The sequence below is a fragment of the Streptosporangium sp. NPDC004379 genome (assembly GCF_042873875.1).
Lineage (GTDB): Bacteria > Actinomycetota > Actinomycetes > Streptosporangiales > Streptosporangiaceae > Streptosporangium.
Map to the genome: position 1 here is coordinate 598,498 of NZ_JBIAMC010000003.1, position 13,934 is coordinate 612,431.

Annotated in this window: 13 protein-coding genes; 12 read left to right on the forward strand and 1 reads right to left on the reverse strand. The window is 73.6% G+C overall.

All coding sequences use genetic code 11. From position 1 onward, the window contains the following. The first annotated feature begins 369 nt into the window (after positions 1-369). Entirely contained in the window at positions 370-1,833 is a 1,464-nt protein-coding gene (locus ACFYSC_RS09860; RefSeq protein ID WP_389959178.1) for a BTAD domain-containing putative transcriptional regulator, read from the forward strand. Positions 1,834-2,016: 183 nt separating this feature from the next. Here the strand turns inward: ACFYSC_RS09860 and ACFYSC_RS09865 are convergent, their stop codons facing one another. After that, positions 2,017-3,687 (reverse strand): FAD-dependent monooxygenase, encoded by a 1,671-nt coding sequence (locus ACFYSC_RS09865; protein WP_389959181.1) that lies wholly within the window; start codon positions 3,685-3,687, stop codon positions 2,017-2,019. A 143-nt stretch (positions 3,688-3,830) separates the two neighbouring features. On the opposite strand from ACFYSC_RS09865, the gene fabG reads away from it, so the two are divergent. The 11 genes from fabG to ACFYSC_RS09920 are packed head-to-tail and all read left to right on the forward strand — an operon-like array spanning position 3,831 to position 13,921. Then, a complete protein-coding gene (gene fabG / locus ACFYSC_RS09870) occupies positions 3,831-4,580 on the forward strand; it encodes a 3-oxoacyl-ACP reductase FabG (RefSeq protein ID WP_362942954.1) in 750 nt (249 codons plus the stop codon). A gap of 20 nt (positions 4,581-4,600) precedes the next feature. Continuing rightward, the gene (locus ACFYSC_RS09875) at positions 4,601-4,894 is read left to right on the forward strand and encodes a phosphopantetheine-binding protein (RefSeq protein WP_362942951.1); all 294 of its coding nucleotides are present in this window, start codon (positions 4,601-4,603) and stop codon (positions 4,892-4,894) included. Then, positions 4,891-5,436 (forward strand): 3-hydroxyacyl-ACP dehydratase FabZ, encoded by a 546-nt coding sequence (gene fabZ / locus ACFYSC_RS09880; protein WP_389959186.1) that lies wholly within the window; start codon positions 4,891-4,893, stop codon positions 5,434-5,436. The genes ACFYSC_RS09875 and fabZ overlap by 4 nt, the downstream gene beginning before the upstream one ends. A 2-nt stretch (positions 5,437-5,438) precedes the next feature. Then, positions 5,439-6,509 (forward strand): aminomethyl transferase family protein, encoded by a 1,071-nt coding sequence (locus tag ACFYSC_RS09885; RefSeq protein ID WP_389959189.1) that lies wholly within the window; start codon positions 5,439-5,441, stop codon positions 6,507-6,509. 43 nt (positions 6,510-6,552) lie between these two features. Continuing rightward, complete coding sequence (locus tag ACFYSC_RS09890) at positions 6,553-8,859, forward strand: beta-ketoacyl synthase N-terminal-like domain-containing protein (RefSeq protein WP_389959192.1); 2,307 nt, start codon at positions 6,553-6,555, stop codon at positions 8,857-8,859. Further along, on the forward strand, positions 8,856-9,584 hold the full coding sequence (locus ACFYSC_RS09895; RefSeq protein ID WP_389959195.1) for a nitroreductase family protein: 729 nt from the start codon (positions 8,856-8,858) through the stop codon (positions 9,582-9,584). The genes ACFYSC_RS09890 and ACFYSC_RS09895 overlap by 4 nt, the downstream gene beginning before the upstream one ends. Then, complete coding sequence (locus ACFYSC_RS09900) at positions 9,581-10,828, forward strand: FAD-dependent oxidoreductase (protein WP_389959198.1); 1,248 nt, start codon at positions 9,581-9,583, stop codon at positions 10,826-10,828. The genes ACFYSC_RS09895 and ACFYSC_RS09900 overlap by 4 nt, the downstream gene beginning before the upstream one ends. Continuing rightward, positions 10,825-11,694 (forward strand): alpha/beta fold hydrolase, encoded by an 870-nt coding sequence (locus ACFYSC_RS09905; RefSeq protein ID WP_362942933.1) that lies wholly within the window; start codon positions 10,825-10,827, stop codon positions 11,692-11,694. Before ACFYSC_RS09900 ends, ACFYSC_RS09905 begins: the two co-directional genes overlap by 4 nt. Positions 11,695-11,718: 24 nt before the next feature. After that, positions 11,719-12,624 carry an ACP S-malonyltransferase gene (locus tag ACFYSC_RS09910; protein ID WP_389959200.1) on the forward strand — a complete coding sequence of 302 codons (906 nt, stop codon included), beginning with the start codon at positions 11,719-11,721 and terminating at the stop codon, positions 12,622-12,624. Then, entirely contained in the window at positions 12,621-13,073 is a 453-nt protein-coding gene (locus ACFYSC_RS09915; RefSeq protein ID WP_389959203.1) for a phosphopantetheinyl transferase, read from the forward strand. The genes ACFYSC_RS09910 and ACFYSC_RS09915 overlap by 4 nt, the downstream gene beginning before the upstream one ends. After that, the gene (locus ACFYSC_RS09920) at positions 13,070-13,921 is read left to right on the forward strand and encodes an ester cyclase (protein WP_389959205.1); all 852 of its coding nucleotides are present in this window, start codon (positions 13,070-13,072) and stop codon (positions 13,919-13,921) included. The genes ACFYSC_RS09915 and ACFYSC_RS09920 overlap by 4 nt, the downstream gene beginning before the upstream one ends. Positions 13,922-13,934 lie beyond the last annotated feature (13 nt).

The following is a 13,934-nucleotide window of genomic DNA, read 5'->3' on the forward strand; positions in this document are numbered from 1 at the left end:
GCCTCCGCGGCCTCCATGGCGTTCACGGCGCCTGCGGGTCCGGTCGCGTATCCGGAAAGGACGGTCCCGGCCACGAGCTGGAACGGCCGCGTACTCGGAAAGGACGATCCCGGCCACGAGCGGGAACGGCCATGGGTGAAACGCGGCCTTCCCCGGCGTGAAGCCCCTAGGGGAGACGGCGCGCTTGAGGGGACGGATAGGGGATGACGCCTGATATCCGCCCTCCCTACCGTGGGCGGTGGGTGACAGTGCTTATGAACCGAAAGACTTTGATATGACGGGGCATTGTCTTTTCATCTTGCATTCCGACCGCGGTGATGTGATTCCCGTTCCGGCCGTGGTCGCCGAATCGACGCGACGGGCGGTGTGATGGAGATCTCCGCTTTCGAGTTCCGCGTGCTCGGCCCGGTCAAGGTGGTCAGGGACGGCGTCGAGCTGTTCATGAACGCCAGCCGGGAGCAGGTCATCCTGGCCTGCCTGCTGCTCAACGCCAACCGGGTGATGAGCGTGGAACGGCTGATCGAGGCCGTGTGGGCCGGGTCCGCGCCGCCGAGCGCGTGGCGGCAGGTGGCCATCTGCGTGTCGCGGCTGCGCCGTACGCTGGGGGCCGGGGTCATCAAGACCTCCAGCCCCGGCTACCTGCTGCGGGCCGAGCCCGACAGCATCGACTGGCTGAGGTTCACCTCCATGGTCGACAGGTCGCGCGCACTGGTCAGTCTGGGCTCGGCCGAGGAGGCCGTCCTGCTGCTGCGGGAGGCGCTGGCGCTGTGGCGGGGCAGGCCGTTCGGGGACATCCGGGGGCTTCGGTACGACGTGGCGTGGATGGAGGAGTCGCGGCTGGAGGCGCTGGAGACCCGCCTGGAGCTGGAGATCGAGCTGGGACGCCACCACCAGGTGATCCCCGAGCTCGTGGCGCTGGTGGCCGAGTCGCCGTTCCGCGAGCGGGTGCGGGCACAGCTCATGCTGGCCCAGTACCGCGCGGGACGGCGGGCCGAGGCGCTGCGCACGTACCAGGAGACGCGCCGCTACCTGCTGGAGCAGATCGGTCTCGAACCGGGGCCGGTGCTGCGGCGGCTGCACGAGCAGATCCTCAGGGACGAGTCCGCGCTGATGCGGCCCCGTGCCCGCGCCGTCCCCCCGCCCGTCGCGACGATGCCTCCCTGCCAGCTGCCGCCGCAGGTCCTGCCGTTCGTGGGGCGGGAGAAGGAACTGGCCGCGCTGGACGCCTCCCTGCTCGGGGACGCCGCGCCGGCCACCGTGGTCATCAGCGGCCGCGGCGACGTGGGGAAGACCACGCTGGCGGTGCGCTGGGCCCACGCCCGGCTGGACGCCTTCCCCGACGGGCAGCTCTACGCCGACCTGGCCGGCGCCGGCCCGGACGCCGTGCTCGACCGGTTCCTGCGCGCGCTGGGCGTTCCCGCCCAGGACCTCCCCTGCGACCCCGACGAGAAGCTCGCGCTCTACCGGAGCTTCACGGCCCGGCGGAGGGTGCTGGTGGTGCTGGACAACGCCCGTGACAGCGACCAGGTGCTCGCCCTGCTGCCGGGCGGCGCGCACTGCCGCGTGCTCGTCACCGCCGGGGACCCCCTGGACGACCTGGTGGCCCGGCAGGGCGCGCACCGCGTGTTCCTGCGGCCGCTGCCCGAGGACGCGGCGCGGGAGCTCGTCGGCCTGCTGGCCGGGCCCACGTCCGCGCAGGAGGTGCGCGAGCTCGTGGCCACCTCCCGCGGGAACCCCCTCTCGCTGCGGCTGGCGGTCGCCCGCCTCCGCTCACGTGACGTGACCCCGGCTCAGGAGGGCCGGGTGGGGAGGGCGGGACAGCCCGCCGCGTGACCTCCCCGGCGGCACCCTGCCCCGGCTCCGCCCTCCCTGGCGTGTCCTCTCTCGGTTCCGCCCTCCCCCTGGGTGATGCCCCCTCCCTCGGTGACGCGTTCCCCCGGCGGCGCCTTCCCTCAGCGATGCCCTCCCTCGGTGACGCCTTCCCTCAGCGGTGCCTTCCCTCAGCGGTGCCTTCCCTCAGCGGCGCCTCGCGAGGACGGTGGCGAGGGCCGTCCCCAGGGCGCCGGGGGAGGGGTCGTCGTCGCGGACGCGCCAGGCCACGTGGCCGTCGGGGCGGACGAGGACCGCGCCGCGCGGGCCGAGCCCGTACTCCTTCGCCCAGGTGGGAGAGGTGAGGGCGGCGGCCCCGCCCGTCTCGGCGATCTCCACCGCCCGCACCGGGAGGCCGGGCGACGGCCCCCGCACCGGGAGACCTCCCGACGCCCCCCGCGCCGGGAGGCCGGCCGACGCCCGGAGCCAGCCGCTGCCCGCCGGCGTCAGCAGGGTGAAGCGCGGGCCGAGGAGGTCGAGCGTGGAGATCCGGCCGTCCTCGCCGGTCAGCCACACGTGCGGGGCGCGGTGGCCGGGGCGGGCCGTGGGGACGTAGTCGCGGTAGGGGTCCTCCACCGCGGGGGGCGGCGTGCCGTCGGGGACGACGGCGGACGAGTCGTAGTGGTGGCCCAGGACCAGGCCCTCCGAGCTGCGCCGGTCCGCCTGCCGCCGGAGGGCCTCGTCCATGGGCAGCAGGCCCCCCATCATCTGCCGGGTGATCAGGGCGTTGGTCAGGCTCTCGTCCACCGTGCGGGCGGCGATCGGGCGGCGTTCGGCCTCGTACGTGTCCAGCAGCCCCTCGCCCGCCTCCCCGCGCAGGACGGCGGCCAGCTTCCAGACCAGGTTGTGCGCGTCCTGGATGCCGCAGTTCATGCCGAAACCGCCCTGCGGGGTCGCGACGTGGGCGGCGTCGCCGGCCAGGAAGACCGGGCCCGCGCGGAAGGCGGTGGCGACGCGTGCCTGCTGCAGCCACGGCATGACGCCCAGGAGCGTGACCGGCAGATCGGGCACCCCCACGGCGGCCCGTACGGCGCGCAGGCACACCTCCTCGGTGAAGTCCTCGGGGCTGCCGCCCCTCTCCGGGTCGTACCCCGTCTGCACCATCCAGCGCAGCCCGTGGTCCACGGCCTCCACGGCGCACGGCGGGTCGGTCAGGAAGGACAGCGCGGCCCGGCGGTCGGCGGGCAGGAAGCCCAGGTCGGCCTCGAACATGATGCTGATCATGTGGCCCAGCGGAGGCGGTCCCTCGGTGGCGATGCCCAGCGACTCGCGGATCCCGCTGCGGCTGCCGTCCGCGGCCACCAGGTAGCGGCACCGCACCAGCGTGGGCTCGGGGCCCTCGACCAGCGCCTCCACGCCGGAGTCCGTCACGGTCATGCGGGTCATGGCGGCGCCGAAGCGCACCTCGGCCGGCGTCGCCGACGAAACCGACGACGCCGGCGCCCTGGCCAGCCGGCGCAGGACGACCTCCAGCACGTCCTGCGCGCACAGGTAGGTGTAGGTGGGGCTCTGCGGGGTGTCGCGCTCCAGCTCGGCCGCGGCGCGGACGAAGTCGCCGGCCGCCAGCGAGCTGCCCACGCCCACCGCGAGGTACTCCTCGCGCGGCATCCCCACGCTCTCCACCTCGTCCTGGATCCCCCACGCGCGGAAGAGTTCCATGGTCCTGGTGGTGATGAGCCGCGCCTTCGGGAAAACCGACGTTCCGGAGTGGCGTTCCACCAGCAGGGTCGATATTCCGTGGCGGGACAGCTCAATGGCGGCGCAGAGTCCCACCGGTCCGCCGCCGACCACCAGGACTTCGATGTCGAGCTCTTTCATGCCGCCCAGCGTTATGCAGCGGAATTGCCGGGTCAATGCGGAGATAATCGCATGATACAGACGTGATACACCTGCTCAGTAGTTTCATTCACGGAAGATCCAGATAAGTCGATCCGGTGATTGCCGAATTCCTGGAGACCGTGATGCTGTTTGCGCAGGGAGCCGTGGCGCTGGTGACCGGCGGGTCGCGTGGAATCGGCCGGGCCGTCGCGCTCGACCTGGCCCGTGAGGGCGCCACGGTCATCGTCAACTACGCCCGCTCCGAGAGTGATGCCAAGGACGTCGTCGCGCGGATCGAGGACGAGGGCGGCCGCGCGACGGCGGTCCAGGCCGACGTCACGGACGAGGAGGCCGTACGGGCCATGTTCCGTGGTGTGCGGGCCGACCACGGGCGCCTGGACGTGCTGGTGACCAGCGCCGGCATCACCTCCGACCGCTACCTGGTGGCGATGGGGCTGGAGCAGTTCCGCGCGCCGATCGAGACCAACCTCATCGGCACGTTCCTGAGCTGCAGGGAGGCGCTGCGGCTGATGCAGCACCAGCGCAGCGGCTCCATCGTGACGCTGTCGTCCTCCAGCGGGCTCGACGGGGGCTTCCCCGGCCAGACCAACTACGTGGCCTCCAAGGGCGCGATCGTCGCGTTCACCCACGCGCTGTCGAACGAGGCCGCCCCCCACGGGGTGCGGGCCAACGTCGTGTGCCCCGGATTCGTGGCCACAGACATGACGCGCAAGGTCCCCGCGGACCTCAAGAAGCAGTACGAGTCCCGTATCCGCCTGGGCCGCATGGGCCGTCCCGAGGAGATCGCGTCCATCGTGAGCTTCCTGGCCTCGGCCAAGGCGTCGTACATGTCCGGATCCGTGGTGGTCGCGCATGGCGGCGGCCTCGGCTGAGCGAGACAAGGAAGGCCTCCATGACCATCGACGAACTGCGCGCCAGGGCCGCGGAACGGCAGCAGACGTGCTCCCAGATCAAGAAGATGATCGTCTCCCGGCTCGACCTGGAGATCGACCCTGACTGGATCACCGACGACCAGCCGCTGTTCGGCCGCGGGCTCGAACTGGACAGCCTCGACGTGCTCGAACTGTACGTGGCCATCGAGGCCGAGTTCGGCGTGGCGCTCTATGACAGCGATATGGCGGGGTTCGGTTCGGTGTCGCGGCTGGCCGAAGAGGTCAACCCGGCTCTGCGGGCGGTCTCCGCATGACGACCGCGGAGACGGCTCCGGTCACGGAACTCCCGGCTGTGGAGCTTCCGGCCGCGGAGCTCCCGGCTGCGGAGCCGGGCAGGGCGCCCGCCGTCGTCCGGCTCTCCCACGACCAGGTGCGGCAGCTGCTGCCCCACCGGTGGCCGATGCTGCTGCTGGACCGGGTCGGCTCCGTGGTGCCCGGGGTCAAGGGCACGGCCACCAAGAACGTGGCGGGGACCGAGCTGTGGTTCCAGGGGCACTTCCCGAACGAGGCGGTGCTTCCCGGCGTCGTGATCGTCGAGGCCATGGCCCAGCTCAGCGGGGTGGTCTTCGCCCTGGCGGGGGCCAGCGAGATCAGCTACCTGGCCGGGGTCAGGTCGATGCGGTTCCGCCGCCCGATCGTCCCCGGAGACCAGGTCGTCCTGACCGCCGAACGGACCGCGGGCACCGGCGGGTTCGCCGAGTTCCGCGTGTCGGCGCGGGTGGACGGCCAGGTCGCCGCCGAAGGAAACCTCACGATCGCCGATCCGGCGTCGCAACGTACCGCGCGAAAGGTGTGATCATGGCAAGCGTCCTCGCGACCGAGCATCCGGAGGACACCGCGTACGGCGAGGTGGGTGATGCCACCGTGCCGCTGCGTTTCTCGTCACTCGCGGAGGAGTACCGGGTGCTCAGAGACCGTGCCGTGGTCCTGGACCTCGGAGGGCACGGCCTCATCGAGATCACCGGATCCGGCGGTGTGGACTTCGCGCAGCGCGTGCTGGCCCGCGACGTGGAGTACCTCACCTCCGATCGCTGCATGATGAGCCTCGTCCTGGACGAGGCCGGGCAGGTCGTGGACCAGGTCCTCGCCTTCGGGCGGGAGGACGGGATGCTGCTGGAGAGCTCCTGCGGCGCCGGCGGCCGTCTTCTCGCACACCTGCTGGCCCGGGTGGAGGAGGACGACGACGTCCGGATCACCGACCGCTCCGGGGACCTGACCGTCATCGGACTGGAGGGTCCGTACGCGTGGGGCGTGGTCGGGCGGCTGATCGACGCCGAGCTGGCGTCGCTGCCGTTCGAGTCGGTGGTGGACACCGCCTGGGACGACGTGGAGATCGTCTTCGCCCGTACCGGCCTCACCGGCGAGTACGGCTACCAGATGATCGTCCCCATCGAGTCCGCCACCGCCCTGTGGCGCAGGTCGCTGGAGCACGCGCAGGCGGCGGGGCTGGAGGCGCTGGAGCTCGCGATGCTGGAGGTGCGCCAGCCCGTGCCCCGCCACGAGGTCACCCCCGGCGCGTCCGTCATCGAGATCGGCGCCAACTGGCTCGTGGACATCACCAAGGACGGCTTCGTCGGCAAGGACGCGGTGGTCGAGGCGTTCGAGGCCGGCGGCGGGCGGCGCACGGTCGGCTTCACCGGCTGCTCCGGCGTCCCCACCCCGGGCACCCGCGTGCAGGCCGGCGGCGAGGACATCGGCGAGGTCGTGTACGCCGTGCACAGCGTCGGCCTCGACGCCACCCTCGGCCTGGCCCGCGTGTCGGAGGACCTCGCCGCGGCGGGCCTGGAGCTCAGCGTCGGCGGGCTGCCCGTGACCACGCTGACCAGTCCCTACATCGTGCCCAAGAGCTGGAGCATTCCGATCATCTGACCGGCCGGTGCCGAGTTCCGGTGCCGAGTTAAGGAGGGCAAGCATGGCGCTGCGGCCCGTCGTGGTCACCGGCCTGGGCATCATCTGCGCGGCCGGTCGCGACCCCGCCGAGTTCTGGCGGCGGCTCACCGCCGGCCAGGGTGGCCTCACCCCCATCGAGGACGAGGCGTTCGCCGTCTTCACGGCCCGGTACGCGGGCCAGGTGCCGGACGCGTGGATCGACGAACGGCTTCCGGACGACGACCGCGACGACGACCGCACCGCCAGGCTCGCGCTCGTCGCCGCCCGTCAGGCGCTCGGACAGGCCGGCCTCGCCGGCCCGCCGGGGACGGGAACGGCCGGCCGGCCCGCGGCCGGCCGGTTCGGGATCATCCTCGGGAAGTGCCAGGCGACGCCCGACGCGGCGGGACGCTACCAGCCCATGCACCGCACGGGCGACGTGGTGGCCGACCGGCTGGGGCTGCTCGGCCCGCGCGTCCTGGTCTCCACCGCCTGCGCGGCCGGAGGCAACGCGGTCGGCCTGGCCAGGGACAAGATCCTCACCGGCGAGGCGGACGCCGTGCTGGCCGGCGGCGTCGACCCGCTGTTGTTCGGCACGTACGCGGGCTTCGCGGGACTGCAGGCGCTGAGCACCGGCCCCTGCCGTCCGTACAGCAGCTCCGACGGTCTCAACCTGGGCGAGGGCGCGGCGTTCCTGCTGCTGGAACCGCTGGACCTGGCGCTGGCCAGGGGCGCGACCCCGCTGGCCGAGGTGGCCGGGTACGGCCTGTCCGCCGACGCCTACCACGCCACCGCCCCCGACCCCACCGGCCGCGGCGGGGCCAGCGCGGTGCGGCGGGCCCTGGCCGACGCCGGCCTCACCCCCGCCGACGTCCACTACGTCAGCGGCCACGGCACCGGCACCCCCGCCAACGACGCCATGGAGGCCAAGGTCATGCGCCTGGTCTTCGGCGAACGCGCCGGGCAGGTGCCCACCAGCAGCATCAAGTCGTTCGTCGGCCACACACTGGGCGCGGCCGGCGCGGTGGAGGCGGTGGCCGGGGTGCTGGCGCTCCAGCACGGCGCCGCCCCGCCCACGATCGGCTTCGAGGACGAACCGGCCGCGAGCGACCTGGACTTCGTGCCCAACACGGCGCGGCCGATGACGATCGACACGGTCGTCTCCAACAACTACGCCTTCGGCGGCAACAACGTCTCCCTCGTGCTGACGCGGCCCCGTGACCCGCGCCCGTACGACGCGCTGCCGCGCCGTACCGCCGTGATCACCGGTCTCGGGCCGGTGACCGGGGCCGGCGCCGGGATCGCCGAGGTCGCCGAGGCGGTCGCCGCCGGGCGTCAGGAGCCCGGAAGGCCGCCGTCGCTGGACGGGCGCACGTACGCGCCGCGCTCGCTGTGGCGGCACATGAACCACCTGTCGCGCATGGCCATCGCCGCCTCCCGCCTGGCCTGGGAGGACGCCGGGCTGAAACTGCCCAGGAAGGCGCTGGACGACGTGGGCCTGGTGTTCGCCACCGCCGCCGGGTCGGCGGAGAGCACCGGCGGATTCGACGAGAGCATCGCGCTCAACCCGAACAAGCCGGCCGTGCTGAGCTTCTCCAACGTCGTGCTGAACGCCACGGGAGGCGCGGTCTGCCAGACGCTCGGGCTGCGCGGGCCGACCACCACGATCTGCAACGGCGGCGCGTCGGCCTCGATCGCCCTGGACTGCGCGCTGGAGATGATCCGGGCGGGCAAGGCCGAGGTGGTCCTGATCGTCGCCGCCGACGAGACGACCGCGTCCGCGCCGCCGGAGGATCCGCCGGTCCCGTACGGCGAGGGCTCGCCCGCGCCCGTGCCGGGGTCGGCGGCCGTGGCCTTCGTCGTCGAGTCTGCCGAGCACTGCGCGGGCCGCGGCGGCCGGGCGTACGCGACGGTGACCGCCACCGCCCACACCCCCGACACCGGCACCGGCACCGAGGCGGTCCTCCGGGCCCTGACGGCGCTCGGCACGCCGGAGTCGCCTGCGGGGGAGGGACCGGCGGAGCTGGTGATCGGCGCCGGGGCCGGGGCGCCCGAGGACGGCGCGGAGGCCGGCGCCGTGCTCGCCCGCCTGCCGGGCGCGCTGCTGACCGCCTCGGCCGGGCTGACCGGAGACTGCCAGGCGGCCACCGGCGCCATGAACATCGTCCTGGCCGCCCTGGCCCTGCGCGACCAGGTCGCCCCCGCGCTGACCGGGCTCACCGCGCCCCGCGCCGGTGACCTCGTCTCGTACGTGACCAAGCCGGACCTCCCCGGCCCCGTGCGCCGCGCGGTGGCGCTCACCGCGGCCCCCGGCTCGGTGCGCGGCGCGACACTGCTGGAGGCCCTGTGAGCGCGCCCCCCTTCGACGTGGCCGAGACCGACCGGCTGCTGACCACCACCCGGTCCGTGCGCCGCCGCCTCGACCTGGAGCGGCCCGTCCCCCGCGAGGTCGTCGAGGAGTGCCTGGAGGTCGCCGTCCAGGCGCCCACCGCCAACAACCACCAGAACTGGCGGTGGCTGGTCGTCACCGAGTCCGCGGTCAAGGCGCGGCTGGCCGAGATGATCCGCTCGTCGTGGCAGTTCCACCTCAACGACATCTGGGTCAGGGCCGGGCGCCGCCGCAACGACCGGCAGGCCCGCCGCAACCACGACTCCGCCCAGGCGCTCACCGAGACGATCGCCCGGGTCCCCGCGCTGGTCATCCCGTGCGTGCTGGGCCGCCCGCCGGACGTCGCGGCCATCAACGCCGCCTGGCGCGAACGCATGGCGGACAAGGTCTCCGAGGACCCCGGCCACGAGGTCCAGCACGGCGAGACCCGGGCCAGCATCTTCTACGGCTCGATCTTCCCGGCCGTCTGGTCCTTCCAGCTCGCCCTGCGCAGCCGGGGCCTCGGCAGCACCATCACCTGCCTGCACGTCCCCCACGAACGCGCCGTGGGACGACTGCTCGGCATCCCCTCCGGGGTCACGCAGGTGTGCATGATCCCGGTCGCCTACACGGTCGGCACCGACTTCCGGCCCGCCGACCGCCACAGCGCCAAGGAGCGCACCTACTGGGAGAGGTGGGGGACGTGACCCGACGACCCGAGGACCCCGACGTCGTGATCGTCGGCGGCGGCATCTCCGGCGCGTCGGCGGCCTGCAGGCTGGCCGCCGGCGGACAGTCGGTGGTGCTGCTGGAGAAGCAGGACGCCTACCACGACCTCGTACGCGGCGAGTGGCTGGCGCCGTGGGGGATCAGGGAGGCCCAGCGGCTGGGCGTGTACGACTGCTTCTCCGCCGGCGGCGGCTGGGAGATCCGCGAGTGGATGACCTGGGACGAGGCCGTCACCGAGGACGAGGTCGAGGCCGTGGACATGACCCGGTTCATCCCGGGCATCGGCGGGCCGCTGTCCTTCCCCCACCACAGCGTCTGCGAGCTCATGGCCGAGCAGGCCGTGTCCTCCGGAGCGCGCCTGGTCATGGACGCCTCCAGGATCGGCGTCACCGCCGGGCCGCGGCCGGTGGTGACGTACCGGACGCCCGAGGGCGACCACGAGCTGCGGCCCCGCATGGTGCTCGGCGCGACGGGGCGCGGCAACACCGTCGGCCGCCAGGTCGGCGCCACCATGCGCAACTCCATGCACCACTGGGGCGGCGGCATGATGGTCGAGGGCCTGGACTCCTGGCCGGCGGACGTGCAGGCCATGGGCACCGAGGGCGACGTGATGTTCATGGTCTTCCCCCAGGGGTACGGCCGCGCCCGCCTCTACCTGAACTTCCCCGTCGCCAACAAGCACCGCTACCGGGGACCGGGCGGCGTGGAGCGGTTCCTGGCCGCGTTCGAGCTCGACTGCCTGCCCGACCGGGGCAAGGCGGTCACCGAGGCGGTGCCGGCCGGGCCGCTGTCGGTGTGGCCGTCGGTGTCCAGCTTCCCCGAGAGGTCGCCCGTGTTCGAGGGCGTGATCCTGATCGGCGACGAGGCGGGCAACGCCGACACCGTGCTCGGCACCGGCCTGTCCTGCGCGATGCGCGACTCCCGCACGGTCTGCGACATCCTGCTGGCCTCCGGCGACTGGTCGCCCGAGGCGTTCGCCCCGTACGTGGAGGAGCGGAACCTCCGCCTGGAGCGGCTCCACTTCGGAGCCTCCATCATCAGCAGGCTGCACGTCGAGTTCGGGCCGGAGGCCGTCGAGCGGCGGCGGCGGGTGCGCAGGCTCATGGCGAAGAACTTCGCCGCGCAGGTGACCGGGCTGCTCAACATGGTCGCCCCGGAGGACGTACCGGAGTTCGGCTTCAGCGAGTTCTTCGCTGAACGGCTGTTCAGGGAGACGGCATGACGGAGAAGAAGTTCGTCCGCGTCAACGACGTGGACCTGGCCTACGTGGACGAGGGCGAGGGTGACGCCGTCATCCTGCTGCACGGCTTCCCCGACTCCTCCTACCTGTGGCGGCACCAGATCCCCGCCCTGGTCGAGGGCGGCTTCCGGGTCATCGCGCCCGACCTGCGCGGCTTCGGCGACTCCGGCAAGCCGCAGGAGGTCGAGGCGTACGGCATGCAGACCATCGTCAACGACGTCGTGGCCCTCACCATGAAACTCGGCGTCAAGCGGCCCCACCTGGTGGGCCACGACTGGGGCGCGGCCATCGCCTGGATGTACGCCTTCCTCATGCCCCGCCGCGTCGACCACCTGGCGGTGCTCTCGGTCGGGCACCCCGGCGTCTTCGCCACCCCGTCGCTGGAGCAGCGCGCGGCCTCCTGGTACATGCTCTTCTACCAGTTCCCCGGCGTGAGCGAGGAACTGCTGCGGCGCAACGGGTGGCGGCTGTTCAAGGAGATCATGGGCCGGGACGGCGACTACGACCGCTACCTGCGCGACCTGGCCAGGCCCGGCGCGCTGACCGCGGGGCTCAACTGGTACCGCGCCAACCGCTCGCCGGCCGCCGAGCTGCGTCCGGCCCGCCCCTTCCCGCCCGTGCTCGCGCCGACGCTCGGCGTCTGGGGCGCCGGGGACAAGGCGCTGCTGGAGGAGGGCATGTCCGCCTCCGGCAAGTTCGTCAAGGGCCCCTGGCGGTACGAGCGCGTCGAGGACGCCGGCCACTGGCTGCCCCTCGACGCCCCCGACGAGGTCAGCAAGCTGCTGCTCGGCTTCCTCGGCACGGAACAACCCGCGCACGAGGAACGGCGTCCGCGCCGTCGCCTCTAGCCGCCCCGGAAAGGTGTGCATCGCATGCTCGGCTATCTCTTCCCCGGCCAGGGGACCGTCCGCGTCGGGATGGGTGCGTGGCTGCGCCGCCGTCCCGCCGCCCGGGAGCGGCTGGACCGGTTCGACGCGCTGCTGACGCGGCCGATCTCCCCGCTGTGCGCCCGCGGGCCCGAGGAGCGGCTGGTCGCCACCGAACACGCCCAGGTGGCGGTGACGGCCTGCAACCTGGCCGCGCTGGCCGTCCTCACGGAGGAGGGGTACGAGCCCGCCGTCGTGGCCGGGCACAGCGTGGGCGAGCTGAGCGCCCTGCACGCGGCCGGGGTGCTGACCTTCGACGACACGGTGCGGCTGGTCGCGATCCGCGCGCGGCTCATGGCCGGCGTCGGGCGGATCGGCGGCATGCGGGCCGTGATGGGACTTCCCGTCGAGGAGGTGGAGGACCTGGCCGCGTCCGCGTCCGAGCCGGGGGAGCCGGTCGTGGTGGGGCTGGAGAACGCGCCCGGGCACGTGGTGGTCTCGGGGACGCCGCCCGCGCTCGACCGGCTGGCCGCGCTCGCCGTCACCGCCACCAAGATCGTGACCCTGCGGGTGGGGAACGCCTTCCACTCGCCGCTGATGGCGGAGGCCGTGCCGGAGTGGGCCGAGGCCGTACGGAGGGCGCCGATGCGTGAGCCGCGCGTCCCCGTCGTGCCGAACGTCACCGGCGAGCCGGCCACCGACCTCGGGACGCTGCGGGAGGCCCTGATCGAACAGCTCACCGGCCGTGTCCTGTGGACGCGTACGGTCGCCGCGGTCGAGGCCGTCGCACCCGGCGTGGAGGTGGGCGACAGCAAGGTGCTCGCCGGCCTGTCCCGGCGCGCGGGGGCCCGGTGCCTGAGCATGGCCGACCCGGCCACCCTCCGCCGCCTCGCCAAGACGGTGGCGGCGTGAACGGGCGGAGCGGCGGCGTGACGCCGAACCGCTGGGGGAGCGCCGTGGTCGGGTACGAGGGGTTCACGCGGCCTCACGAACTGGTCGGCGCGATGCCCCTGGAGGAGGTCTTCACGCCCGCCGAACGGGTCAGGTCCGCCGACGGGCGCACCCTCCAGCACTGGGCGGGACGGCTCGCGGCCAAGCACGCGGTGCTGCGCCTGCTCGGCATGCGGCCCACGGCCGAGCGCCTGGGCCAGGTGGAGGTGCTGCCCGTGCCCACCCCGGCCTGCCGCGGCGACGCCGCCTGCCGCGACATGCATCCCCCGTCCGTCCGCCTCACCGGCCGGCTGGCCGGGCTCGACGGTCCCGGCGCCCGCATCCGGGTCTCCCTCAGCCACACCTCGCGCCGCGCCCTCGCCGTCGCCCTCCGCGCCCCCCGCCTCCCCGAGGACGAGGAGGACCGGTGACGGACGCCAGGAAGACCGCGGAGGAGCACCTGCGGGCGTGGTGCGACGGCGACCCCGAGGCCGTCGCCGCCGCGGTCGCCTCCTACGCCGACCCCGACTCCGGCGGGACGCTGGCCGGCCCGGCGCTGGCCGCGCACGCCGCCGCCGTGCTGGCGCGCTTCCGCAACCTCCGCTTCGAGACCGGGCGGGTGGCCGGGGACGCCGACGCGGCCGTCGTCTCCTGGACGCTCACGGCCGACCACCGCGACGCCTACCTCGGCATCCCCGCCACGGGCGGCGCCGTCACCGTCACCGGCACCGACCTGGTGACCGTCGGCGCGGACGGCGCGCACGTGCGGCGCGACTTCGACCGGCTGGCGCTGGCCACGGGGCTCGGCTACGGCGCGCGGTTCGTGCCCGAGTCCGACGGGACGCGCGAGTTCGGCGTGAGCACCCGCGCCGCCACCGGCCGCACCGAACGCCCCGGCGCGCTCGTCCTCACCTGGCTTGAGGTACGCGACGACGCCGAGGCGGCCGACGTGGACCTGCTCAGCGTGGAGATCGTCAAGTCCCTGCGCGCGGCCCGCGGCTTCCTCGGCGTGACCACGTTCGACATCGGCGACCGCAAGTACACGCTGAGCGCCTTCGACCGGCCCGAGTCCGTGCGCGCCGTCCACGCCCGGCCCCACCAGCGCGCCGTGCGCCGCTTCTTCAAGAGCGGCCTGTGCACCCGCGTCCACACCAGCGTGTGGCGGCCGATCCACGCCCGCGACTACGCCCGCTGCCCCGGCTGCGCGGCGGTCGTCGTGGCCGGCGCGGACGCGGCCTGCCCGTGCGGCTGGACCCCCGGCGACGCACCGACCCTGTGAGACCCGCCGAGCG